At 68.7% G+C, this 25,341-nt stretch carries 19 protein-coding genes; 11 read left to right on the forward strand and 8 right to left on the reverse strand.

Going from position 1 to position 25,341, the window contains the following annotated elements; genetic code table 11:
- Positions 1–47: 47 nt before the first annotated feature.
- Positions 48–2,030, forward strand: coding sequence for a methyl-accepting chemotaxis protein (locus HWX25_RS03260; protein WP_175907055.1), 1,983 nt, complete (start codon positions 48–50; stop codon positions 2,028–2,030).
- Between the two features lie 39 nt (positions 2,031–2,069).
- Here HWX25_RS03260 and HWX25_RS03265 read toward each other — a convergent pair whose 3' ends face one another.
- Entirely contained in the window at positions 2,070–3,722 is a 1,653-nt protein-coding gene (locus HWX25_RS03265; RefSeq protein ID WP_175907057.1) for an acyl-CoA synthetase, read from the reverse strand.
- A 168-nt stretch (positions 3,723–3,890) separates the two neighbouring features.
- On the opposite strand from HWX25_RS03265, the gene HWX25_RS03270 reads away from it, so the two are divergent.
- The 7 genes from HWX25_RS03270 to HWX25_RS03300 all read left to right on the forward strand — a co-directional run bounded on the left by HWX25_RS03270 (position 3,891) and on the right by HWX25_RS03300 (position 13,702).
- The gene (locus HWX25_RS03270; RefSeq protein WP_175907059.1) at positions 3,891–4,658 is read left to right on the forward strand and encodes a Crp/Fnr family transcriptional regulator; all 768 of its coding nucleotides are present in this window, start codon (positions 3,891–3,893) and stop codon (positions 4,656–4,658) included.
- 228 nt (positions 4,659–4,886) lie between these two features.
- A complete protein-coding gene (locus HWX25_RS03275) occupies positions 4,887–8,054 on the forward strand; it encodes an efflux RND transporter permease subunit (protein WP_175907061.1) in 3,168 nt (1,055 codons plus the stop codon).
- 33 nt (positions 8,055–8,087) lie between these two features.
- Positions 8,088–9,320 carry an efflux RND transporter periplasmic adaptor subunit gene (locus HWX25_RS03280; protein ID WP_175907063.1) on the forward strand — a complete coding sequence of 411 codons (1,233 nt, stop codon included), beginning with the start codon at positions 8,088–8,090 and terminating at the stop codon, positions 9,318–9,320.
- Between the two features lie 5 nt (positions 9,321–9,325).
- Positions 9,326–10,831 (forward strand): efflux transporter outer membrane subunit, encoded by a 1,506-nt coding sequence (locus tag HWX25_RS03285; RefSeq protein ID WP_175907319.1) that lies wholly within the window; start codon positions 9,326–9,328, stop codon positions 10,829–10,831.
- Between the two features lie 21 nt (positions 10,832–10,852).
- Positions 10,853–11,548 (forward strand): heavy metal response regulator transcription factor, encoded by a 696-nt coding sequence (locus tag HWX25_RS03290; protein ID WP_059450219.1) that lies wholly within the window; start codon positions 10,853–10,855, stop codon positions 11,546–11,548.
- Positions 11,545–13,002 (forward strand): heavy metal sensor histidine kinase, encoded by a 1,458-nt coding sequence (locus HWX25_RS03295; RefSeq protein ID WP_175907065.1) that lies wholly within the window; start codon positions 11,545–11,547, stop codon positions 13,000–13,002. The genes HWX25_RS03290 and HWX25_RS03295 overlap by 4 nt, the downstream gene beginning before the upstream one ends.
- 94 nt (positions 13,003–13,096) lie before the next feature.
- Positions 13,097–13,702, forward strand: coding sequence for a LysE family translocator (locus HWX25_RS03300; protein ID WP_175907067.1), 606 nt, complete (start codon positions 13,097–13,099; stop codon positions 13,700–13,702).
- Between the two features lie 93 nt (positions 13,703–13,795).
- Here the strand turns inward: HWX25_RS03300 and HWX25_RS03305 are convergent, their stop codons facing one another.
- On the reverse strand, positions 13,796–14,644 hold the full coding sequence (locus HWX25_RS03305; protein ID WP_175907068.1) for an AraC family transcriptional regulator: 849 nt from the start codon (positions 14,642–14,644) through the stop codon (positions 13,796–13,798).
- A 161-nt stretch (positions 14,645–14,805) separates the two neighbouring features.
- Between HWX25_RS03305 and HWX25_RS03310 the strand changes: the two genes are divergently transcribed.
- Entirely contained in the window at positions 14,806–15,600 is a 795-nt protein-coding gene (locus tag HWX25_RS03310) for an SDR family NAD(P)-dependent oxidoreductase (protein ID WP_059690000.1), read from the forward strand.
- A gap of 39 nt (positions 15,601–15,639) precedes the next feature.
- On the opposite strand, the gene HWX25_RS03315 is transcribed toward HWX25_RS03310, so the two are convergent.
- From HWX25_RS03315 to HWX25_RS03335, 5 genes are all read right to left on the reverse strand, one after another.
- Positions 15,640–16,014, reverse strand: a complete 375-nt coding sequence (locus HWX25_RS03315; RefSeq protein WP_175907070.1) for a hypothetical protein — start codon at positions 16,012–16,014, stop codon at positions 15,640–15,642.
- A gap of 214 nt (positions 16,015–16,228) precedes the next feature.
- On the reverse strand, positions 16,229–17,299 hold the full coding sequence (locus tag HWX25_RS03320; RefSeq protein ID WP_175907072.1) for an AI-2E family transporter: 1,071 nt from the start codon (positions 17,297–17,299) through the stop codon (positions 16,229–16,231).
- A gap of 161 nt (positions 17,300–17,460) precedes the next feature.
- Positions 17,461–18,570, reverse strand: coding sequence for an NADH:flavin oxidoreductase/NADH oxidase (locus HWX25_RS03325; protein WP_059819014.1), 1,110 nt, complete (start codon positions 18,568–18,570; stop codon positions 17,461–17,463).
- Between the two features lie 144 nt (positions 18,571–18,714).
- Positions 18,715–19,401 carry a type 1 glutamine amidotransferase domain-containing protein gene (locus HWX25_RS03330; RefSeq protein WP_175907074.1) on the reverse strand — a complete coding sequence of 229 codons (687 nt, stop codon included), beginning with the start codon at positions 19,399–19,401 and terminating at the stop codon, positions 18,715–18,717.
- Positions 19,402–19,815: 414 nt separating this feature from the next.
- Positions 19,816–20,850, reverse strand: coding sequence for a substrate-binding domain-containing protein (locus tag HWX25_RS03335; protein WP_175907076.1), 1,035 nt, complete (start codon positions 20,848–20,850; stop codon positions 19,816–19,818).
- Between the two features lie 168 nt (positions 20,851–21,018).
- On the opposite strand from HWX25_RS03335, the gene HWX25_RS03340 reads away from it, so the two are divergent.
- Together HWX25_RS03340 and HWX25_RS03345 are read left to right on the forward strand one after the other, a co-directional pair.
- Positions 21,019–22,605, forward strand: a complete 1,587-nt coding sequence (locus tag HWX25_RS03340; RefSeq protein ID WP_175907078.1) for a glycoside hydrolase family 68 protein — start codon at positions 21,019–21,021, stop codon at positions 22,603–22,605.
- 166 nt (positions 22,606–22,771) lie between these two features.
- The gene (locus tag HWX25_RS03345) at positions 22,772–24,427 is read left to right on the forward strand and encodes a glycoside hydrolase family 32 protein (protein ID WP_175907080.1); all 1,656 of its coding nucleotides are present in this window, start codon (positions 22,772–22,774) and stop codon (positions 24,425–24,427) included.
- Between the two features lie 71 nt (positions 24,428–24,498).
- Here the strand turns inward: HWX25_RS03345 and HWX25_RS03350 are convergent, their stop codons facing one another.
- Complete coding sequence (locus tag HWX25_RS03350; protein ID WP_059819009.1) at positions 24,499–25,248, reverse strand: SDR family oxidoreductase; 750 nt, start codon at positions 25,246–25,248, stop codon at positions 24,499–24,501.
- Positions 25,249–25,341: the final 93 nt, after the last annotated feature.

Below are 25,341 nucleotides of genomic sequence, written 5' to 3' on the forward strand. Positions count from 1 at the left end.
CGGTGGCGCGTGCGTTCCGCCTCTCTCCCTCTCCACTCAGGATTCGTATGAGATTGACCCAACTGGGCCGGGCGAGCGTCGGCGCGCGCCTGGCCGCGCTGGCATGCGTGCTGGTCGCGCTGCTGTTTACCGCCTTCGCATGGGCGCTCGCCCATTTCGCCGGCCAGCAACTCGCCGACGAGGCCCATGCGCGCATCGCGGACAAGGAGCAGTCGATCCGCGCGATGGTCGAGATGTTCGACAAGGCGCTGTCCGCCGAAGCCACGCGCTCGATGGCGCTGTTCGCCAGTTTCCTGCCGGCCGATTTCGCGCTCGACCCGGCCCGCACCGTCGACATCGGCGGCGTCGCCGCGCCGACACTCTCCGCGGGCGGCCAGCCGCTCGACCTCGATTACGCGATTCCCGACCAGTTCCTGAAGAAAAGCGGCGCGATCGCGACGATCTTCGCGCGCGACGGCGACGATTTCGTCCGCATCACGACGTCGCTGAAGAAGCAGGACGGCACGCGCGCGGTCGGCACGCGCCTCGATCGCGCAAGCCCCGCCTACGCGCCGCTCGTCGCCGGACGCAGCTATACGGGCCTCGCGAAACTGTTCGGCCGGCCGTACATCACGCAGTACAAGCCGGTCACGGACGCGACGGGCCGCGTGATCGGCGCGCTGTTCGTCGGCCTCGACGTCGGTGCCGAGCTGCAAGTCGTGCAGGACGGCATCCGGGCGCTGAAGATCGGTGAAAACGGCTATTACTTCGTGCTCGATGCGTCGCCGGGTGCATCGCGCGGCACCTTCGTCGTCCATCCCGACGCGGCCGGCCAGCGCGCGGACGACGCGCGCGCGCCGTACACGCAGATGCTCGCCGCCGGCCAGGGCCGGCTCGCTTACACGTCGGCCGATCCGGCCGCGCACGACACCGGGCCCACCGCCAAATTCGTGTCGTTCACGACGATTCCGCAGTGGCAATGGCTGGTCGGCGGCATCGCGCTCGACGACGAACTGCTCGCGAGCATGCGCACCGTCCGCAACCGTTTCCTGATGATCGGGGCCGTGCTCGTCGCGGCGTTCGCGGCATTGTTCCTCGTCGTCGTGCGACGCGTGGTGAGCCGGCCGCTCGATGCGGCGGCGCGTGCGTCGGAACGCTTCGCGGCCGGCGACCTCAGCATCCGCATCCGCGACGGCGCCGCCGCGCGCGGCGCGGCGGGCAACGACGAGATCGGCCGGCTCGTGCAGGCGGTCGACGGAATCGGCGACGGCCTCGCGCGGATCGTCGCGCAGGTGCGCAGCGGCTCGTCCGACATCGCGCGCGGCACGGTCGGCATCGCGGCCGGCAGCGGCGACATCGCCGCGCGGATCGCGACGCAGGCGAGCAGCGTCGAACAGACGGCAGCCAGCATGGAGCAGATCACGGCCGCCGTGCAGCAGAACGCCGAACATGCGGCTCAGGCGAACGCGCTGGTCGCCGACGCATCGGCCGCCGCGACCGACGGCGACACGGCGGTGCAACGCGTGGTCGCGACGATGGACGACATCGGCCGTGCGACGCGCCGGATCGCCGAAATCACCGGCACGATCGAAGGCATCGCGTTCCAGACCAATATCCTGGCGCTGAACGCTGCCGTCGAGGCTGCGCGCGCGGGCGAGCACGGTCGGGGCTTCGCGGTGGTCGCGGCCGAAGTGCGCGCGCTCGCGCAGCGCAGCGCGGCCGCGGTCAAGGAAATCGACGCGCTGAGCGCCGAATCGTCGACGACCGTCGAACAGGGCTATCGGATCGCGGACGCCGCGCGCGGCACGATGCGCGACATCGTCCAGCGCGTCGATCAGGTCAGCACGCTGATCGGCGAGATCAGCGCCGCGTCGCGCGAGCAATCGACCGGCATCGAGCAGGTGAACCAGGCCATCACGCAGATCGGCGAGGCGACGCAGCAGAACGCGACGCTGATCTCGGATGCCGAACGCGCGGCCGTCGCGTTGCGCGACCAGGCCGCGCAATTGTCGGAAGCCGTCAGCGTGTTCCGGCTGGCCCGCGACGCGTGACGCACGACGAACGACCGGGCAACCGCCCGGTCGCGTCGATCACTTCTTGTCCCCCGCCAGGTCGATCGCCTTGTCCGACCCGACCGCGTTGCGCAGCTGGAATTTCTGGATCTTGCCGGTCGACGTCTTCGGCAGCTCGCCGAAGCGCACGACCTTCGGCACCTTGAAACCCGCGAGCAACTGCCGGCAGTGCGCGATGATTTCCTCCTCGGTCGCGCTCATGCCGTTGCGCAGCTCGACGAACGCGCACGGCACCTCGCCCCATTTCGGGTCGGGCATCGCGACCACCGCGGCGACCTCGACGGCCGGATGCCGGTACAGCGCATCCTCGACCTCGATGCTCGAGATGTTCTCGCCGCCGGAAATGATGATGTCCTTGCGGCGATCCTTGATGCGGATATAGCCGTCCGGCGTCAGCACGCCGAGATCGCCCGTGTGGAACCAGCCGCCGTGGAATGCCTCGTCCGTCGCGTGCGGGTTCTTCAGGTAGCCCTTCATGCAGATGTTGCCGCGGAACATGATCTCGCCGAGCGTCTCGCCGTCGGCCGGCACCGGCGCCATCGTGTCCGGGTCCAGCACCGTCGCGCCCGCTTCCAGGTGATAGCGCACGCCCTGCCGCGCATTGAGCCGCGCGCGCTCGTCGTCGGGCAGGTCGTCCCAGTGCGCCTGCTTCGCGCATACGGTCGCCGGGCCGTAGACCTCGGTCAGTCCGTACACGTGCAGCAGGTCGAAGCCGATCTCCTTCATCTTCGCGATCACGGCCGGTGCGGGCGCGGCACCGGCGACCATCGCGTGCACCGTATGATCGATGCCCGCGCGGAACTCGGCCGGCGCATTCGCGATCGCGCTCTGCACGATCGGCGCGCCGCAGTAATGCGTGATGCGTTCGCGGCGGATCAGGTCGAACACCGTCTTCGCGTCGAACTTGCGCAGGCAGACGTTCACGCCCGCGCGCGCCGCGACGGCCCACGGGAAGCACCAGCCGTTGCAGTGGAACATCGGCAGCGTCCACAGATACACGGCGTGCTTCGGCATGTCCCATTCGAGGATGTTGCTGATCGCCGCGAGATACGCGCCGCGATGGTGATAGACGACGCCCTTCGGGTCGCCGGTCGTGCCGGACGTGTAGTTCAGCGCGATCGCCTCCCACTCGTCGGCGGGCAGTGTCCACGCGTAGTCCGGGTCGCCGCCCGCGACGAACGCCTCGTAGTCGGTCGCGCCGGCGAAGCGCGCGGGGTCGGCCGGCATCGCATCGGCGACGCTGACGATCTTCAGGCCCGGCACTTCGAGCGCCGCGCGATGCGCGAGCTCCGCGTATTCGGTATCGACGATCAGCACCTTCGCTTCGCCGTGACGCAGCATGAACAGCACCGACGAAATGTCGAGCCGCGTGTTGATCGTGTTGAGCACGGCGCCGGCCATCGGCACGCCGAAGTGCGCCTCGACCATCGCCGGGATGTTCGGCAGCAGCGCCGCGACCGTCTCGCCACGCGCGACGCCGGCCCGCGCGAGCGCGCTCGCGAGCTGCTTCGCGCGCTTGTAGGTCTCGCCCCAGCTGCGCCGCACGTCGCCGTGCACGATCGCGAGGCGCTCGCCGTAGACTTCGGCCGCGCGGACCAGAAAGTCGATCGGCGTGAGCGGCACGTAGTTGGCATCGCGGCGGCCGAGTCCGGCCTCGAACATCTGCGTCATGATCCTGTCTCCCGTTTTCTGCCGGCCGGCGCGCATGCACCCCGATCGGTTTTGATGTGGTTCAATTGCCGATAGCCTAACGGGCGCTATTGTGAGCCGTCTGTCATCGAAACGACAGAGTGCCCGATGAACGCTGCGCGTTATCCCTATCCTCGCAAACCCGCACCCATGCACGACCACTCCGTTGCACCGCCCGACGCGGCCGATACGCCGGACCACTCGCCGGCCAACCCGCCGCTCGAACCGGGCCCGTTGCCGGCCCTGTCCGTGCTGTTCAGCCAGTGCGCGTGGTTCCGCGCGCTGGCGCCGGAACACCAGGCGCTCGTGCTCGCGCAGTCCCACGCGGAACGGCGCGAAGCCGGCGACGTGATCGCGCAGCGGCTCGCGCCGTCCGAATACTGGATCGGTGTGCATCGCGGATTGCTGAAGCTGGCGATCTTCAACGCGTCGGGCCGCGGCTGCACGTTTTCCGGCGTGCCGTCGGGCGGCTGGTTCGGCGAAGGCAGCGTGATCAAGCGCGAGTTGCGCAAATACGAAGTCGTCGCCGTCCAGCGCTCGATCGTGCTGTTCGTCCCGGTCGACACGTTCCATGCGCTGCTCGACACGAGCCTGCCGTTCACGCGCTTCGTGATCCATCAGTTGAACAACCGGATGGGCGAATTCATCGCGTCGATCCAGAACAGCCGGCTGCTCGATGTCGACGCGCGCGTCGCGCAGGCGCTCGCGCAGTTGTTCAACCCCGCGCTGTACCCGGACACCGGCCCGTCGCTCGCGATCTCGCAGGAGGAACTGGGGATGCTCGTCGGCGTGTCGCGGCAGCGGATCAACCAGGCGTTGCAGCAGCTCGAGAAACTCGGCGTGCTGAGGCTCGCGTACAACCAGATCGAGGTCGTCGATCTGGCCGCGCTCGCGCGGGTCGGGATGGAACAGATCTGAGCGGCGTCCGATGCGCGGAACCGCCGCCGATGCGGCATGCACGTGCGGTCCGGCGGCGGTTTCCGCGCACCCGCGTCCGCGCACCTTTCATCCGACGAATCGACCTTGCGCCGCCCCGCCCCAACCTGACAATTCCGCCAGTTTCGCGCCAGTGACCCGTTCCGCCCCGACGCCTATCATTCGGGTTCCCTTCATCGACGCCTGATCACCGCCTGTCCCGCTGCCTCCATGTGGATCGTCAATCTCGCGCTCAGGCGCCCCTACACGTTCATCGTGATGGCCATCATGATCGTGCTGGCCACCCCGCTTGCGCTGATGCGCACGCCTGTCGACGTCCTGCCGGCGGTCAACATTCCCGTCATCAGCGTGATCTGGAATTACACCGGCTTCTCCGCGAAGGAGATGACCAACCGGATCACGGCCGTTCATGAACGGATCCTGACGACGACCGTCAACAACATCCAGCACATCGAGTCGACCTCGCTGCCCGGCATCGCGGTCGTGAAGGTGTTCCTGCAGCCCGGCGCGAACGTGCAGACCGCGATCGCGCAGACAGTATCGTCCGCGCAGGCGATCGTGCGGCAGATGCCGCAGGGCGCGACGCCGCCGCTCGTGATCACCTATTCCGCGTCGAGCATCCCGGTGATCCAGCTCGGGCTGTCCAGCAAGACGCTCAGCGAACAGTCGCTCGCCGACATCGCGCTCAACTTCCTGCGCCCGCAACTGATCACGATCCCGGGCGCGCAGATCCCGTTTCCGTACGGCGGCCGCACGCGCGTGGTCGCGATCGACCTCGACCCGCAGGCGCTGCTCGCGAAGGGCCTCACGCCCGCCGACATCGTCAACGCGGTCAACGCGCAGAATCTCGTGCTGCCGACCGGCACCGCGAAGATGGGTCAGACCGAATACCGGATCGACACGAACGCGTCGGCCGACACGGTCGCCGATATCAACGGCCTGCCGGTGCAGACCGTCAACGGTGCGACGACCTACCTGCGCGAAGTCGCGTCGGTGCGCGACGGCTTCGCGCCGCAGACCAACGTCGTGCGCCAGAACGGCCAGCGCGGCGTGCTGATGTCGATCCTGAAGACCGGCGACGCGTCGACGCTGAAGGTCGTGTCGGACCTGAAGGCGCTGCTGCCGAAGGTGATCCCGACGCTGCCCGAAGGGCTCACGATCACGCCGCTGTTCGACCAGTCGGTGTTCGTCAACGCAGCCGTGCAGGGCGTGATCCACGAGGCGCTGATCGCCGCCGTGCTGACCGCGATGATGATCCTGCTGTTCCTCGGCAACTGGCGCAGCACGCTGATCATCGCGATCTCGATTCCGCTGTCGATCTTCACGTCGCTGATCGCGCTGGCCGCGCTTGGCGAGACCATCAACATCATGACGCTCGGCGGGCTCGCGCTCGCGGTGGGGATCCTGGTCGACGACGCGACCGTCACCATCGAGAACATCGAGCGGCACCTGCATCTCGGCACCAACCTGCACGACGCGATTCTCGAAGGCGCGGGCGAGATCGCGGTGCCCGCGTTCGTGTCGACGCTGTGCATCTGCATCGTGTTCGTGCCGATGTTCTTCCTGACGGGCGTCGCGCGCTTCCTGTTCGTGCCGCTCGCCGAAGCCGTGGTGTTCGCGATGCTCGCGTCCTACGTGCTGTCGCGCACGCTCGTGCCGACGCTGGCGATGCTGCTGTTCCGCCCGCAGCAGGCGAGCACCGGCCCCGAGCACTCGACGTCGCGTTTCGCGCGGCTCCATCACGCGTTCAACGCCGCGTTCGAGCGGCTGCGCGCGTGGTACATCGTGCTGCTCAGCATCCTGCTGGTGCGCCGCCGCTTCTACGCGACGTGCTTCCTCGGCTTCTGCCTGCTGTCGACCGGCCTCGTGTTCGTGCTCGGCCGCGATTTCTTCCCGAACGCCGATTCCGGCAACATCCGGCTGCACATGCGCGCACCGACCGGCTACCGGATCGAGGAAACCGCGCGCCTCGCCGACCAGGTCGAGCGCGCGATCCGTGAAGTCGTGCCGCCCGACGAACTCGGCGCGATCGTCGACAACCTCGGGCTGCCGGTGAGCGGCATCAACCTGTCGTACAGCAACAGCGGCACGATCGGCACGCTCGACGGCGAACTGATGATCGCGCTGAAGCCGGGCCACCGCTCGACCCAGCACTACGTGCAGACGCTGCGCACGCTGCTGCCGCAGCGCTTCCCCGGCGTCGAGTTCTTCTTCCAGCCGTCGGACATCATCACGCAGATCCTCAACTTCGGTCAGCCGGCCGCAATCGACGTGCAGGTGCTCGGCAACGATCTCGCGAGTAACATGGCTATCGCGAGCAGCCTGATGAAAAAGATCAGGCAAATCCCCGGCACCGTCGACGTGCACGTACTGCAGCGCAACGACGAACCGACCCTGGTGGCCGATATGGACCGTACGCGCATGCAGCAGCTCAGCCTTTCCGCGCAGAACGTCGCGCAGAACATGCTGATCTCGCTGTCCGGCAGTTCCCAGACGACCCCGTCGTTCTGGATCAACCCGCGCACCGGCGTCCAGTACCCGCTGCAGATCCAGACCCCGCAATACAACATCGCGTCGATCGACGACCTCCTCGGCACGCCGATTTCCGCGAGCGGGCGCACGGGCATGCCGCTGCAGCTGCTCGGCAACCTCGTGCAGATCCACCCCGTCTCAAACCCGGCCGTGATCACGCATTACAACATCCGCCCGGCGATCGACCTGTACGTGAGCGTCGAGGGCCGCGACCTCGGCTCGGTTGCGGGCGCGATCGACCGGATCGTGTCCGACGCGCGCGCGACGCTGCCGCGCGGCACCGACCTCACGGTGCGCGGCCAGGTCGAGACGATGCGCACGTCGTACATCGGTCTCGGCGCGGGCGTCGCGATGGCGATCGTGCTCGTCTACCTGCTGATCGTCGTGAACTTCCAGTCGTGGCTCGATCCGCTGATCATCATCAGCGCGATGCCGGCCGCGCTCGCCGGCATCGCGTGGATGCTGTTCATCACCGGCACGCACCTGAGCGTGCCCGCGCTGACGGGCGCGATCATGACGGTGGGCGTCGCGACCGCGAACAGCATCCTGGTCGTGTCGTTCGCGCGCCAGCGCCTCGCCGCCGGCGCGCCGCCGCTCACGGCCGCGCTCGAGGCCGGCGCGACGCGGATCCGCCCGGTGCTGATGACGGCGCTCGCGATGATCATCGGGATGGTGCCGATGGCGCTCGGTCTCGGCGAAGGCGCCGAGCAGAACGCGCCGCTCGGCCGCGCGGTGATCGGCGGCCTGCTGTTCGCCACCGTTTCGACGCTGCTGTTCGTGCCGCTCGTGTTCGGCGGCGTGCATTCGCGGCTGGCCCGCCGGCGCGCGCGCCAGGCCGGACACTGACTTTCGCCCCTAGCCTTTAGACCCGGTCAATTCATGGAAGAGAAACATCACAGCTCCGTCGGCATCCAGGTGGACGAACACGGCATGCACCTGCCGACGCGCACGTCGGTGTCGCGGCGCGGGCGGGTCGTACTGATCGTGGTCGGCGTGCTGCTGGCCGCGGGCGCCGCGCGCACGATCGTCGTCAACGTGCTGAACCGCAACCGGCTCGACGCGGTGGCCGAGCAGAACACGCGCCAGTACGTGAACGTCGTGCATCCCGTCGATGCGGCCACGGGCGGCAAGCTGACGCTGCCCGGCACGCTGCGCGGCTTCGTCGAGGCGCCGATCTATGCGCGCGCGAGCGGCTACGTGCTGCGCTGGCAGGCCGACATCGGCACGCACGTGAAGCAGGGGCAACTGCTCGCCGAGCTCGATACGCCCGAGCTCAACCAGGAACTCGCGCAGGCCACCGCGCAGCGTCAGCAGGCGCAGGCCGCGCTCGCGCTCGCGAAGACGTCGTTCGACCGCGCGCAGCAGCTGCGCCAGCGCGATGCGGTGTCGCAGCAGGAACTCGACGACCGGCAAGGCGCGTTCAACCAGGGCAGCGCGAACCTCGCCGCGGCCGATGCGAACATGCGCCGGCTCACCGAACTGAAGGGCTTCCAGCGCATCGTCGCGCCGATCGACGGAATCGTCACGCAGCGCAACGTCGACGTCGGCGACCTCGTCAATTCCGGCAACGCGGGCCGCTCGCTGTTCACGGTCGTGCAGGCCGACCAGTTGCGCCTGTACGTGCAGGTGCCGCAGGCGTACGCGCAGCAGGTGAAGGTCGGCCAGCACGTGAGCGTCGCGCAGGCCGAGCTGCCCGGCCAGACCTTCGACGGCACGATCACGCGCACGTCCCAGGCGATCGACGTCGCGACGCGCTCGCTGCAGATCGAGATCACGCTGCCGAACCCGGACGGACGGCTGCTCCCCGGCTCGTATGTGCAGGCCACGCTGCCGATGACACCGGTCGGCCGCCTGCAGATTCCGGCCAACACGCTGCTGTTCCGCGCCGAAGGACCGACGGTCGCAGCCGTCGACGCGAACGGCCAGGTGCACCTGAAGGCAGTGACGATCGCGCGCACGATCGGCCAGACGCTCGAAGTCGACGGCCCGCTCACGCCGAACGACCGCCTCGTCGCGAACCCGAGCGATGCGCTCGCGAACGGCGACACCGTCATCGTGCAGGCGCCGCCGGCCGTGAAACCGGCGTCCGCCGCCGCGGGAGCGAAGTCGTGAGCGCGATGCGCGCCCGCCTGCGCCCCGCCGCGGTCCTGGCCGTCGTCGCGGTCGCGGCCCTTGCCGGCTGCACGGTCGGCCCCGACTACCGGCGCCCCGCCGTCGAGACGCCGGCCGCGTGGCGGCTCGACCCGGCCGACGCGTACTGGCACCCGGCCGCGCCCGCCCGTGCGCCGCTCGATCCGGCCTGGTGGACCGCCTTCGGCGACGCGCAGCTGGACGCGCTCGAAGCCGACGCGTTGCGCAACAACCAGAACCTGAAGGCCGTTGCCGCACGCTACGACCAGGCGAAGGCGACGCTCGCGTCGGTCGCGTCCGCGCAGTATCCGGCCGTCGGCCTGAATGCGAGCGGCCAGCGCTTCAAGATCTCCGCCGACCGGCCGCAGACCAACTACGCGACGCGCAGCATGTCGACCGTGCAGAACGACATCCAGGTTGGCGCAAGCGTCAGCTACGAACTCGACCTGTTCGGCCGCGTGCGGCGCAGCGTCGAATCCGCGCAGGCCAGCTCCGAGCAGGCGCGCGACGATTTCGCGAACGCCCGCCTCGTGCTGACCGCCGATCTCGCGTCCAGCTACTTCGCGCTGCGCGAGCTCGACAGCGAGATCGACGTCGTCAAGCGCTCGATCGACCTGCAGCAGAAGGCGCTCGACTATGTGAGCGCGCGCCACGACCTCGGCGCGGTGTCCGGCCTCGACCTGCTGCAGCAACGCGCGCAGCTCGATGCGACGCGCACGCAGGCGCAGTTGCTGATCCAGCAGCGCGCGCAGGTCGAGACCGCGATCGCGACGCTGGTCGGCACGCCGGCCCCCGAATTCTCGCTGCCGCCGCGCGTGGTGCCGATCAACGCGCCCGCGCTGCCGACCGGGATGCCGAGCGACCTGCTGCAGCGGCGCCCGGACGTCGCGTCGGCCGAGCGCGCGATGGCCGCCGCGAACGCGCAGATCGGCATCGCGCGCGCCGCGTACTTCCCGCGCATCGCGCTGTCGCCGGACATCGGCTGGGACGCGACGCGCTTCTCCGGGCTGTTCACCGTGCCGGCGCTGCTGTGGTCGATCGGCGCGTCGGTCAGCCAGCCGCTGTTCGAAGGCGGCAAGCTGAAGGCCGGCGTCGATTTCGCGCAGGCCGGCTACGTGGCCGCGCAGGCCAGTTACCGGCAGACCGTGCTCACCGCGTTCCAGGAGGTGCAGAATGCGGTGACGGGCCTGGCGGTGCTGGCCGAAGCCGCGCAGCAGGCGTCGGCGGCCGTCGACGACGCGCGCAAGCTCGTGTCGCTCGCGCAGGACCGTTATGCCGGCGGCCTCACGCCGTTCATCGACGTGCTGACGGCCCAGCAGCAGTTGCTGACGAGCGAGCGCCAGGCCGTGCAGATCCAGGGCCAGCGTGCGGCGCTCGTCGTGTTTCTCGCGAAGGCGCTCGGCGGCGGCTGGGACGGCGGCGCGACAGGCGGCGCCACGCCGACCGACGTCGCGGCGGCAACCCTCCGGCCCGCCGCGAGCGTCGGCCCCTAACCCGGTTACAAGGACACACCCATGAAGGTCCTGATCGTCGAAGACGAACCGAAAGTCGTCGAATACCTGAAGAGCGGCCTGACCGAGGAAGGCTGGGTCGTCGATACCGCGCTGGACGGCGAGGACGGCGCGTGGAAGGCCGTCGAATTCGAATACGACGTGGTCGTGCTCGACGTGATGCTGCCGAAGCTCGACGGCTTCGGCGTGCTGCGCGCATTGCGCGCGCAGAAGCAGACGCCCGTGATCATGCTGACCGCGCGCGACCGCGTCGACGATCGCGTGCGCGGGCTGCGCGGCGGCGCCGACGACTATCTGACCAAGCCCTTCTCGTTCCTCGAACTGATCGAGCGGCTGCGCGCGCTCACGCGCCGCGCGCGCGTGCAGGAATCGACGCTGATCTCGATCGGCGACCTGCGCGTCGACCTGATCGGCCGGCGCGCGTCCCGCGACGGCACGCGCCTCGACCTGACCGCGCAGGAATTCCAGCTGCTCGGCGTGCTCGCGCGGCGCAGCGGTGAGGTGCTGTCGAAGACGACGATCGCCGAACTCGTGTGGGACGTGAACTTCGACAGCAACGCGAACGTCGTCGAGACGGCGATCAAGCGCCTGCGCGCCAAGCTCGACGGCCCGTTCGCGGAGAAGCTGCTGCACACGATCCGCGGCATGGGCTACGTGCTCGAGGCGCGCGAGGACGCCGACAGCGAGAGGCACGCATGAAGCGCTCGATCACCCTGCGTCTGTCGGCGATGTTCGGCATCGTGTCGCTGCTTGTGTTCACGCTGGTCGGCTGCGGGCTGTTCGTGATGATGGAGCGCCAGCTGTTTGCCGAACTGCGCGCGACGATCGACACGCGCGCGAAGGTCGCGCAGATGATCGTGTCGCACGCGACCACCGCCGCGCGCGGCCGCCTGATGCAGGAAAAGCTCGCCGATCTCGAACCGCCCGACGGGTCGACGCGTTACCAGATCGACAGCCCCGACGCCAACTTCCGCTTCGGTCATCCGGTCGACGGCGTGCCCGTCGGCAAGCCGTTCGGTGCGTTCCAGCAATACGCGCTCAACCACAGCAGCTACGACGTGATGACGAAGACCGTCCCGATCGCGGGCAGCGGCGAGCGCCCCGACCTGAAGCTGATCGTCGCGTCGTCGTGCGAGCGCACGCAGCGGATGCTGCGCCGTTTCGTGTGGACGCTCGCCGCGCTGATCGCGATCGCCACCGTCGTCACGCTGTTGCTGAGCCGCGCGGTCGCGCGCTTCGGGCTCGCGCCGCTCGAACGGATGTCGCAGGACGCGGCGGCGATCAACGCCACCAACCGCCGCCAGCGGCTGCACACCGACGCGTTGCCGACCGAGCTGCGCGATCTGGCCGCGTCGTTCAACGGCGCGCTCGAGCGCATCCAGCAGACCTACGCGCGGCTCGAGGCCTTCAACGCGGACGTCGCGCACGAGCTGCGCACGCCGATCAGCATTTTGATCGGCCAGACCCAGGTCGCGCTGACGAGCCGCGACCGCTCCGTCGACCGGATGCGCCAGACGCTGCAGTCGAACCTCGAGGAGTTCGAGCGTCTGCGCGTGATCATCAACGACATGCTGTTCCTGTCGCGCAGCGATCGCGGCGAGCGCGCGACCGACCTGAAGCACGTGTCGCTCGCCGACGAAGTGCGGCGCATGCTCGACTTCCTCGAGATTCCGCTGGACGAGGCGCAGTTGCGCGCCGAACTGCACGGCGATGCGCGCGCGGCCGTCGACCCGTCGCTGTTCCGCCGCGCGATGACCAACCTGCTGATCAACGCGATCCAGCATTCGGTGCCCGGCGCGACGCTGAACGTGACGATCACGCCGCGCGACACGCTCGTCGACGTGTCGGTCGCCAACCCCGGCGAGCCGATCGACCCCGTGCAGCGCTCGCACGTGTTCGAGCGCTTCTACCGGCTCGAGGAAGCGCGCGCGAACAGCAAGGAGAACCACGGGCTCGGGCTGTCGATCGTCAAGGCCGTCGCGGAGATGCACGGCGGCAGCGTGTTCGTCGCGTGCTCGGGCGGCGTCAATACGTTCGGCTTCTCGGTGTCGACGCAGGCGTGCAGCGTCGGCCCGATACGCTCAGCCGAGGCGGGCGACGCGGGCGACCCGCAGGTGCTGCGGCCGACGCACGCGCCGCGCGCGATGCACTGACGGCACCGCGCCGCCCAGGGCAGTTTTCTTCAATACGGACACGCGCGGCTTCTTTAGTCTCGATGCGACTTTCACATTCGCATGGAGACACATGATGAGCATGCTGATTTCGATGGCCGCGTTCGCGCTGGCGTCGTCGATTACGCCCGGTCCCGTCAATATCGTCGCGCTCGGCGCGGGTGCGCGCCACGGTCTCGGCGCGAGCCTGCGCTATGCGGCCGGCGCGACGCTCGGCTTCGTCGCGCTGTTTCTGCTGATCGGCCTCGGGCTGCACGTGGCGCTCGCCCGCTGGCCGATGCTGACCACGGCCACCCAATGGTCGGGGATCGCGTTCCTGCTTTACCTCGCGCTGCGGCTGGCGCTCGACGACGGCCGGCTGTCGACCGATCCGGCCGATCCGGACGCGCCAAACGTCGCCGGCCCGTCGGTGGCGGCCGGCGCGGCGATGCAATGGCTGAACCCGAAGGCTTGGCTTGCATGCGTGGCCGCGATGGGCGCGTATGCGGCCGATGGCGGTCGCGCGCAGGTGTGGCAATTCGCGGCGCTGTATCTGGTGATCTGCTTCGCGTCGATCTCGTGCTGGGGGTATGCGGGTGCGTCGCTGCGGCACTGGCTCGCGAACGCGCGGCGGATGCGGCTGTTCAACCGCGCGATGGCGCTGCTGCTCGCGGGCAGCGCGCTTTATCTGCTCGACGTCTAGCGTCGTCGCTTCGAACGGGTGTTGCTGCGGGCGGCGGCGGTGCGAGCCGTCGCCCGCCCGCAGCGGCGCCGGCATGGGCCGGCCCTTCCCCGCTCAGTTCGCGGCGCTTCGATATTGGCCCGGCGTGGCGGCCGCGATGCGTCGGAACGCGCGCTGGAAATGCGCCTGGTCCGCAAAGCCCGCATCGAGCGCGACCTCGGCGATCGGCCGGCCGCGGCGCAGTTCCGTGCGGCCGTACTGCACGCGACGGTCGACCAGGAACGCATGCGGCGTCATCCCGTAGCGGGCGTTGAACGCGCGGATCAGGTAGGACGGCGACAGGTCGGCGGCCGCGCAGATCGCATCGAGCGTGACGGCCTGACGGCAATGCGCGGCGATGTAGTCGGCCGCGCGTGCGAGCTTCGCGTTGTCGGTCCCGCGCCGCGTATCGACGGGCGCTTCGCGATCGAGCGCGCCGTGCAGCCGCGTGAAGAATTCGACCGCCGCGCTTTCCTTGCCGAGCGGATCGACGCCGGGTGCCACGAGCGTGCGGTAAAAGCCGCCGAACTGCGCGAACAGGTCGCGCCGCTCCGTCAACTTCGGCGAAAACCCGTGGTAATCGCTGTTCGGGTCGCGTCCGAGCGCATGCTGCAGCCGCGCGAGCCAAGGCACGTCGACGTAGACCATCCGGTACGCCCACGCGTCGGGGCCATACGGGTTGCACGCATGCACCTGTTCCGGATCGATGATCACGAGCACGCCGCGCCCGACGTGCTCCTTCGTCGCGCCGTTCAGGTAAGTGCTCGTGCCGCCGACGATCGCGCCGAGCGAAAACGTGTCGTGCGTGTGCTTCGCGTAGCAGATCGTCCGACCGTCGTCGACGGTGCGCGCCTCGATGAACGGCAGCGCGGCGTCGCGCCAGAACGGCGACGGCACGGCGAGGGGTTTGGCGGAACGGCTCACGCGACGGGCTCCCGGATCGGATGGCGAACGCACACCGTACAAGACTGCGCGGCGCGATGCAACCGCGAACCGACGCTCCGCGGCCGGATCGCCTAAGCTTTGATTTCGGCCGCCACGGCAGACGCGGCGGGTTCCGTTCCCCTCTTCCAACCGGTACATTCATGCACATCGATCTGACAGGCAAAACCGCGGTCGTCACCGCTTCCACCGCCGGCATCGGGCTGGCGATCGCCGAAGGGCTCGCGCAGGCGGGCGCACGTGTCGTCGTCAACGGACGCAGCGACAAGTCGGTCGATGCCGCGCTCGCGCAGCTGCGCAGCGCGGTACCGGGCGCGGACGTCGACGGCGTCGCCGCCGACCTGTCCGACGCCGCCGGCGTCGCGCGCGTCACGCAGCACACGCCGGAGGCCGACATCCTCGTGAACAATGCGGGCATCTACGGGCTGAAGGCGTTCTTCGACATCGACGACGACGAATGGGCCCATTACTTCCAGATGAACGTGATGTCCGGCGTGCGTCTCGCGCGGCACTACCTGAAGGGGATGCTCGCGCGCAACACGGGCCGCGTCGTGTTCATTTCGTCGGAATCGGGCCTGAACATCCCGGTCGACATGATTCACTACGGGTTCACGAAAACCGCGCAGCTCGCGATCGCGCGCGGCCTCGCGAAACTCGCGGCCGGAACCAACGTGACCGTCAATTCGGTGCTGCCGGGGCCGACGATGTCGGAGGGCGTGCGCGCGCTGCTGAAGGAAACGGCCGACGCGACGGGCCGCAGCATCGACGACGTCGCGGTGGATTTCGTGCGCAGCGAGCGCGCGAGCTCGATTATCCAGCGGCCGGCAACGACGGAGGAAGTCGCGAATCTGGTCGTGTATGTCTGCTCGCCGCAGGCCTCGGCGACGACGGGCGCGGCATTGCGCGTCGACGGCGGCGTGGTCGACACGATCGCGTGACGACTGCGTGACACGCTCGCGCGGCGCATGGCGGCCGCGCTATCGCGAAGCCGCCTTGTCCGGTTGAAGCGTGCCCTTGCGGTCGGCGTCCATGCAGGTATCGAAGCCGTATTGCGTGACGGCACCGGCCTTGTCGAACACTACGAAGTACGCCCGGTGATCGTTGCCGTGCTCGATGAAGTAGTTGTAGCAGACGCCGCTTCCGTTACGGACCATCCACACGCTGCGCGGGTTGCCGCCCGCGCGTACAACGTCGGCGCGCGTCGCGCCGTGCCGCGACGCGGCCCGCGCCAGCGGCGTGCGCGAATAGGAGAACGGCAGCCACGAGTCGAACCACGCGCAACCGTGCAGCATCAGGCAGCTGGCGGCCAGCGACAGCGTCGCTGCAGGACGGTACATCGGAATCAATCGCATGCTTGGAAGAATCTGCCGCGCCATGCCGGCGTGATCGAAAGCCCCATGCTACTAGACCTTTGGGTCCGGATCGAAAAGAAATGTAGAGACTTGTGTCCGACGCCGCGCTCGGCGCCGCCCGGCTCGCGCCCGATCGACGAGGCTCGGTGTGCCGATCCGGGCCATTGGCGCAACGGCATTGACGCGTGTGCGAGCCCGCGCGGTGCCTTCATGGTCAAGCGACCCACTCGGCCCACAGCATCGTCAACACCGTCATCAGTGCCGGGCCGACGAACAGTCCGATCAGGCCGAACGTCTCGGCGCCGCCGAGGATGCCGAACAGCACGAGCAGGAATGGCAGGCGGGTCGAGCTGCCGATCAACACCGGCCGCACGAAATGCTCGGCGACGAACACGACCACGAAGCCGACCGCCAGCACCACGACGGCCCACGCGGTCGCACCCTGCACGAACAGCCAGAGCGCCGCGCCGCAGAACACGATCGGCGCGCAGAACGGCAGCATCGCGGCGACGGCCGTGACGAGGCCGAGCAGCGCCGCGTGCGGGACCCCCGCGAGCGCATACGCGACGCCGAGAATGGCGCCCTCGCCCAGCCCGACGACGACCAGCCCCGTCACCGTGCCGTACACGGCCGCGACCATCCGTTCGATCAGGTGCGCGCCGCCGCGGCCGAACGCACGCCGCGCGCCCTGCAGCAACGCGCCCGACAACTTGTGGCCGGCCCGCATGATCACGAACAGCGTGACCAGCATGAAGCCGAACTCGAACAGCGCATGCGCGAGCTTCGTGCCGAACTGCCGCCCGAACGCGATGAACTTCTCGCCGCTCGGGCCATGCATCGCGGTGCCCGCGTGCAGCGGATGACCGAGATTGGCCTGCCACCACTCGGTGACCTGCGCGGCACCGTACGGCAACCGGCCGACGACGTCCGGCAGCGGAATGCCGTTGTCCTGGATCGAGTGCAGCCAGATGCGCAGGTCATGCGCTTGCGAGATCGCCTGGCCCAGCGCGATGGCGACCGGCAGCACGACCAGCAGCGACACGCCCGCGGTGATCGCGGTCGCGATCAGGGTTGGCCGGTCGCGAAACCAGCTGTCCGATTCGAAGCGTTTCAGCAACGGCCACAACGCGATCGCGATCACGCAGGCCCACGCGATGGCGGGAAGAAAATCGCGGATCACCCACAGCGCGAGCACCAGCAGCGCCGCATACAGCACGGCGCGGGCGATCTGCTGGGCACGCGGCCGCGCGGCGGATTCCTGGGAAGGCGAGACATGTGCGCGCATGGCACCTCTGTCGAAATGAAAAAATGGCGGTTCGCGCGGCCCGAGGGCCGGTGCGAACCGCCATTCTATCCATCGATACCGCCACGGCACGCGGACGCGATGCCAAGCATTGTCAAATGCATGGCGCGAACGTCGCGCGCGCCGCGCGGTGCGACGTGCGCTCAGGCCACCTTGTCGGCGACGCGATAGCGTTCGAGCCAGTGCGCGTACGGCGCAGGCAGCGTCCACGACGGACGCTCGACGCCGAGCTGCTTGGCCGCGTAGTACGGCCAGTGCGGATCGGCCAGATGCGCGCGGCCGACCATCACGAGGTCGAGCTGCTGTTCGGCGACGACGCGCTCGGCCAGTTGCGGCGTGTCGATCCCCCATGCGGACGACACCGGCAGGCCGGCCTCGCGACGCACGCGTTCCGCGATCGGCGCGAGGAATGCCGGGCCCCACGGAATGCGCGCGTCGGGCGTCGAGAAGCCGACCGACACGCTCAGCATGTCGAGGCCTTCCTGCTTCATCCGCTGCGCGAGCGCGATGGATTCGGCGAGCGTTTCCTCATCGCGGCCGTCGTATTCGATCACGCCGAGACGCGCGGTCAGCGGCAGATGCTCCGGCCAGACCTGGCGGACGGCCTTCAGCGTGTCGACGAGGAAACGGCCGCGGTTTTCGGCGGAACCGCCGTACTCGTCGTCGCGCCGGTTCGAATGCACGGAGAAGAAGCTCTGGCCGAGATAGCCGTGCGCGAAGTGCAGTTCGAGCCATTCGAAGCCGAGGTCGCGGGCACGCTTCGCCGACGCGACGAAGTCGGCCTGCACGCGTGCGATGTCGTCGTGCGTCATCGCGCGCGGCATCTTCGGCAAATGCGCGCCGAACGGCACGGCCGACGGAGCGATGGTCTGCCAGCCGCGCGGATCGCCGTCGGCGATGTGGTCATCGCCTTCCCACGGACGGTTCGCGCTCGCCTTGCGGCCCGCATGCGCGATCTGGATGCCCGGCACCGCGCCAGCCGCCTTGATCGCCGCGACCGACGGCGCGAACGCCTCGGCCTGCGCATCGGTCCACAACCCGGCGCAGCCCGGCGTGATGCGGCCTTCCGGCGACACGGCCGTCGCCTCCGCGATCACGAGGCCCGCGCCGCCGCGCGCGATGCCAGCCAGATGCACGTGATGCCAGTCGTTGACGACGCCGTCTTCGGCGACGTACTGGCACATCGGCGGCACCGCGATGCGGTTGCGCAGCGTGACATCCTTCAGTTTGAACGGTTCGAACAGGGCAGACATCCACCACTCCTTTGCTTGGTTCTACGAAACGACTGGATGAGCCGCCGTGCGGTGCGCACGACGGAACGGTTCGGGCCGTCGCCGGGCCGGATGCGCCCGACGACGGAAACGGCCAGGTGCCGGTCATGCCGGCACCGCGCCGGCTTACTGACGGCCGAGCTTCGCGAGCAGCGCCTCGGCAGCGGGTTCCGACGACGCGGGGTTCTGCCCCGTGATCAGCAACCCGTCGGTGACGACATGCGGCGCCCAGTCGGCGCTGCGCTCGAACTGCGCGCCGTTGGTCTTCAGCATGTCCTCGACGAGGAACGGCACCACTTCCGTCAACTCGACGGCCGCTTCCTCGCTGTTGGTGAAGCCCGTCGCACGCTTGCCGCGCACGACCGATTCGCCGGTCTTCGGATCCTTCACGTGGCGCAGCACGCCCGGCGCGTGGCACACGGCCGCGACCGGCTTGCCCGCCGCCAGCGCACGCTCGATCAGGCCGATCGAGTGCAGGTCCTCGGCGAGATCCCACAGCGGGCCGTGCCCGCCCGGATAGAACACCGCGTCGTAATCGTCCATCGACACGTCGGCCAGCTTGCGCGTGGCCGCGAGCGCGGCCTTGGCCGCCGGATCGGCGTCGAAGCGGCGCGTGGCGTCGGTCTGCGCGGCCGGATCGCTGCTTTTCGGGTCGAGCGGCGGCTGGCCGCCCTTCGGCGATGCGAGCGTCAGCTCGATACCCGCATCCGTGAACGCGTAGTACGGCGCGGCCAGTTCCTCGAGCCAGAAGCCGGTCTTCTTGCCGGTGTCGCCGAGCGTGTCGTGTGAGGTCAGGACAACCAGAATCTTCATGATCGGACACTCCTTCGAAATGGGGGAACGGGGCCGCGTCGCGGCGGCAGCCCACGCGACGCACGCCGCGTGCCGGCGACGACGGCGCGCCTGCCGGTTAGGCCGCCGGCACGCGTCAACGTGCCGGCCCCGTGCCAAAAATATTGCTCAAGTCTATTAGACCAGTCGTCTAGAAGCAGCTCGAAAAAAACGACGGCATCTCCTGCACCACCAGCATCGCAGCGCGATATGGCATCTTCGCGTCCGTTGGCAGGAACGACGTCGCATTCATGAGGCTGGATGATAGCCCCGGATTAGACCGGTCGTCTAGAAACCTGACATTCAGCCCTGCCGCCGTCATGGCTTTTGCACCGGAGCGCGCCCCGCAACGTGCGTTGCCGATCGCGCCCCACGGGGGGCGTGCCGCCGACACGGCTAGCCGTGCAACGGCCCGTCCGTATCGCCTGCCTCGATGATCGGCATCTCGAGCCGATGGCCGCGAACGCCGTCGGCGAGCAGGCCCAGCATCAGGTCCGCCAGCGCACGCCCGGTCGCATGCCCGGTCGGCTGCACCACGGCCGTTACCCGATGCGGGTACGCGACCTCCGGCGGCACCCCGTCATAGACGATGAGCGACATGTCCCGCCCCAGCCGCAAGCCGCTGTCGACCAGCGCCCGAAACGCGCCGCCCCCCGAAATGTTGTTGTCGACGAGCAGCGCAGTCGTCCGCTCGGCCTGTGCGAGCAGCGCCTGCGCGCCCTGCTGCCCGCCGTCGCGCGTAAACGGACACTCGACCAGCAGCGCCGGATCGGGTTCGATGCCGGCCTCGCGCAGCGCCGCGAGATAGCCGGCGCGGCGCTGCATCGCGAAATTCAGCGACAGCGGCGCACTGATCATCGCGATCCGTCGATGACCGAAGCCGATCAGACGCCGCACCGCATCGCGCGCGCCCGCTTCGTTGTCGAAATCGAACCAGGCGTAAGGCTCGGCGGCTTGCGTACGGCCATACGCGACATACGGAAACGCATTCGAGCGCAGGTACGCGAGGCGCGGGTCGTCGACCAGCGTGCGCGCGACGATCAGCCCATCGACGAGCCGGCCGTCGACGAGCCGGCGATACGAGTCGAGTTCGGCGTTCGGCCGTGCGGCCGCGATGATGAAGTCGAGATTGCGCTCGCCAAGCCGCTCGGTGATGCCCGCAACGACCTCACCGAAGCGCGGGTCGCCCAGATCGCCGGCTCCGAACGGATACACGATGCCGATCGCATCGGCACGCCCCGTCGCCAGCCGCCGTGCGGTCGGATCCGCGACATAACCGAGTTCGCGCGCAGCCTTCATCACGCGTTCGCGGGTCGCCTCGCTCACATCGTCGTAGCCGTTCAGCGCCCGACTGACCGTCGTGCGCGACAGTCCGAGCGCATCCGACAGCGCCTTCAGATTCACCTTCACGTCGCTCCTCGCGTTGTGCATGCCATTCGTTCAATCCGCGTGCGGCGGCAATTATTTCCGAATGGTAGTTATTACCGTCAAATATTTATCTTTTGACGTCCAAACCGGTTTGAAATAGCATCCAAACCGGTTTGGATATCAACGCCACCTCAGCAGTTCCTTTTCACCGTCAACGGAAACAACGCCGACATGACTTACTTTCCTTTTTGCCGCGCGACCGCGGCCAAACGTTTGCTGTTCGCTGGCGCGGCACTGGCCGCCTTCGCGTCCGCGTCATCCGTCGCGCACGCGCAAAGCACCGGCGCCCCCGCGCCCACGCCGCATACGCAGCAGGCCTACGATCCCGAAGGCAACTTCACGATGCGCTGGACCCGCGCGGACATCCGCCAGATCGTCGCGCAGTCGCACACGGCCGGCGCGGACAAGAACTCGCTGCCGCAGTCGCTGACGATGCCGGACATCCCGCAGGATTTCCCGCTGATCAACTCGAACGTGTGGGTCTGGGATACCTGGCCGCTGGCCGACCTGCGCGCGAACCAGCTCAGCTACAAGGGCTGGGAAGTGATCTTCTCGCTCACGGCCGATCCGCACGCCGGCTACACGTTCGACGATCGTCACGTCCATGCGCGCATCGGCTTCTTCTATCGCCGTGCCGGGATTCCCGCGTCGCAGCGTCCCGTGAACGGCGGCTGGACCTGGGGCGGCCACCTGTTCCCGGACGGCGCGAGCGCCAAGGTGTTCGGCACGTCGCCGATGACCAACAACGCCGAATGGTCGGGCTCCGCACGCCTCACGCAAGGTGACAACGTCAGCCTGTACTACACCGCGACCTCGTTCAACCGCTCGGCCCCCGGCGGCGCCGACATCACGCCGCCGCAGGCGATCATCACGCGCGCCGACGGCCACATCCACGCCGACGACAAACACGTGTGGTTCAGCGGCTTCGACGATCACAAGGCGCTGCTGCAACCGGACGGCAACTACTACCAGAGCGGCCAGCAGAACACCTATTTCTCGTTCCGCGATCCGTTCGTGTTCACCGACCCCGCGCATCCGGGCAAGACCTACATGGTGTTCGAAGGCAACACCGGCGGCCAGCGCGGCGCCCGGACCTGCACCGAGGCCGACCTCGGCTACGCGCCGAACGATCCGCACCGGGAAGACCTCAACGCCGTCATGAACTCGGGCGCAGTGTATCAAAAGGCCAACGTCGGCCTGGCGGTCGCGACGAACCCGCAACTGACCGAATGGAAGTTCCTGCCGCCGATCCTGTCGGCGAACTGCGTCGACGACCAGACCGAGCGCCCGCAGATCTATCTGAAGGATGGCAAGTATTACCTGTTCACGATCAGCCACCGCACGACGATGGCCGCGGGCGTCGACGGGCCGGACGGTGTCTACGGCTTCGTCGGCAACGGCATCCGCAGCGACTTCCTGCCGCTGAACGGCGGCAGCGGCCTCGTGCTCGGCAACCCGACCGACTTCTCCGCACCGGCCGGCGCGCCGTATTCGCAGGACCCGAACCAGAACCCGCGCGAATTCCAGTCGTATTCGCACTACGTGATGCCGGGCGGGCTCGTCGAGTCGTTCATCGATGCGATCGGCCCGCGTCGCGGCGGCACGCTCGCGCCGACGGTGAAGGTGAACATCAACGGCACGTCGACGGCCGTCGACCGCGCGTACGGACGTAGCGGCCTCGGCGGTTACGGCGACATCCCGGCAAACCTGCCGGCGACGGGCGCCGACCACAACGGCGGCCCCGGCACCCGTCCGTAACGGGTCCGCTACGGATGCAGCGGGCATCGCCCGCCGGCGTCGAGGCGGCGCACATCGCGCGTGTCGCGTGTGTGCCGCCTCCCTCTTTCGCAGAATCGCGCATGCTGCCTTCGCAAGCGGCATGCGCCACCTTTCCCGCTTCGCGCGCCGAAGCACGGAACCCCGCATGAGATCGACGTTTCTTCGCTTTCCCCTCCTGATTACCCGGCTGCTGCTCGCGTGTGCGGCAAGCGCGGCCTGCACGCACGCCGCCGCCGCGCCCTGCGACGCACCACCCGAGCATGGCACGCCGCAATGGCGGCCGGCCGTGCACTACACGCCGCAACGCAACTGGATGAACGATCCGAACGGCCTCGTCTACGAGAACGGCCGCTATCACCTGTTCTATCAGTACAACCCGCTCGGCCACGACTGGGGCAACATGTCGTGGGGCCATGCGACCAGCACCGACCTCGTCCACTGGCGCGAGCAGCCGGTCGCGATGCGCGCGAACGCGACGGAGGAAATCTTCTCCGGCTCGATCGTCGCCGACACGCGCAACACGTCCGGCCTCGGCGCGCCGGGCGAGACGCCGCTGGTTGCGCTTTACACGAGCGTCTACAAGGACGGCTCGGGTCACGCACCGGGCACGCAGGCGCAATCGCTCGCGTACAGCCTCGACCACGGCGCGACGTGGCGGCCCTACGCGCACAACCCCGTGCTCACGCTCGATCCCGAGTCGAAGCAGTTCCGCGACCCGAAAGTGTCGTGGTACGCGCCGGGAGGCTACTGGCTGATGACGACCGTCGTCGCGGACGCGCAGGTCGTGAAGCTTTATCGATCCGATGACCTGATTCACTGGTCCTTCCTGAGCGACTTCACGTTGCCGGACGTGCCGCATGCGGGCGTGCTGTGGGAAATGCCCGACCTCGTGCCGCTGCCCGTCGACGACGATCCGCGACACATCAAGTGGGTGATGATCGTCAACGTCAACCCGTGGTCGATCGCCGGCGGCTCCGGCGCGATGTATTTCGTCGGCGACTTCGACGGTCGCACGTTCACGCCCGACCAGGTCGCGCCGGCCGGTTCCGATCCCGCGCGATTCCGCTGGGTCGATCACGGCGCCGATTTTTACGCCGCCGGCACGTTCTCCGGCGCACCGGGCGCGCGGCCTGTCGCGATCGCATGGATGAGCAACTGGGATTACGCGGCGAAAGTGCCGACGGCGCCCTGGCGCGGCGCGACGACGCTGCCGCGCGAGTTCGCGCTGAAGACGATCGACGGCGAACCGACGCTCGTCGTGACGCCGGCCGCCGCGTTCGATGCGTGGGCCGACGGGCGGCCCGCCGTGCACGAAGGCAACCTGAACGTCGAGTCCGCCACCCGCGCGCTGTCGGAGGCGACGCGCGGTGTCGTCCAGCGCATCACGGTGACGATCGCGCCGCGGCACGCGGCCCGCGCGGGTGTGATCGTGCGAGGATCGGCGGATGGCTCGATCGGCACCCGGATCGTGTACGACACGGCGAAGCGCACGCTGACGCTCGACCGCTCGCGCGCCGGCTCGACGGATTTCGCCGGCACGTTCAGCCGCGAGCACATCGTCGATCTGCCGCTCGATCATGGGCAACTGCGGCTCGAAATCGTCGTCGATCGCGGGTCGGTCGAGGTGTTCGCGAACGGCGGCCGCGTCGCGCTGACGGATCTGATCTTTCCGCCGCTCGATGCGGACCGCGTCGCCGTGTTCGCCGAGCACGGCAGCGCGACGTTCTCGGGGCTGACGGTGACGCAGCTCCACGGACGCGATCGGGCCGACGAGGTTCGCGACGCCTGCACATCGCGCTAGCGATGCGATCGCCCGGCGGGGCTGCGCCGCCCGACCTCGCGTCGGGTCGTGCGGCCCCGCCGGTCATCCGCTCAAAGCAAGCCCATCCCGCCCGACGCGATGATTTCCGCGCCGACGATGAACGCGGATTCCGGCGCGCTCAGATGCAGCACCGTCGACGCGATTTCGTCCGGCGTGCCGAACCGGCCGATCGGGACGAGCCCCTTGATCTTCTCGGCCGTCTCGTCGAGCGTCGCCGCGTCGAGCCCGAGCTTGCCGTACAGCGGCGTCTGGACCGGGCCGGGGCTCACCACGTTCACCCGCACGCCGTGCGGCAGCAGTTCCGTCGACAACGTCTTCGCGAACGAATTGACGGCCGCCTTGCTCGCCGCGTACAAGGACGAGCCCGGCATCCCGATATGCGCGTTGATCGAGCCGTTGATCACGATCGACGCGCCGCGGTTCAGCAGCGGCACGAGCGACTGGATCTGGAAATACGCGCCCTTCACATTCGTGTCGAACACGAGATCCCACAACGCTTCGTCGATATCCGCGAACGGCGCGAGTTTCGCGACGCCCGCGTTGACGAACACGGCATCGAGCCGCGCGCCGGAGGCCGCGATCGCATCCGCCAGCGCCCGCGCCGACGCGACGCTGCCGGCCTCGTTGCGGATCGCGAGCGCGCCGTCGCCGAGCGACGCGCGCGCGGCGGCGAGCGTCTGCTCGTCGCGACCGGTGATGATGACCCGCGCGCCTTCGGCCGCGAATGCCCGTGCGGCCGCCAGGCCGATGCCGCTGTTGCCGCCCGTGACGAGGACCGTTTTTCCTTCGAAGCGTTGCATGATGTTCTCCTGTGAACCGGTGAGTTGACCGTGAACACAGGATGCGCGCGGCGCCCGCCCTTGCCGTACGACCGGCGCGGCGGACATGTTCGA

This window comes from Burkholderia sp. BCC1640, from assembly GCF_902833125.1.
Taxonomy (GTDB): Bacteria; Pseudomonadota; Gammaproteobacteria; order Burkholderiales; family Burkholderiaceae; genus Burkholderia; species Burkholderia diffusa.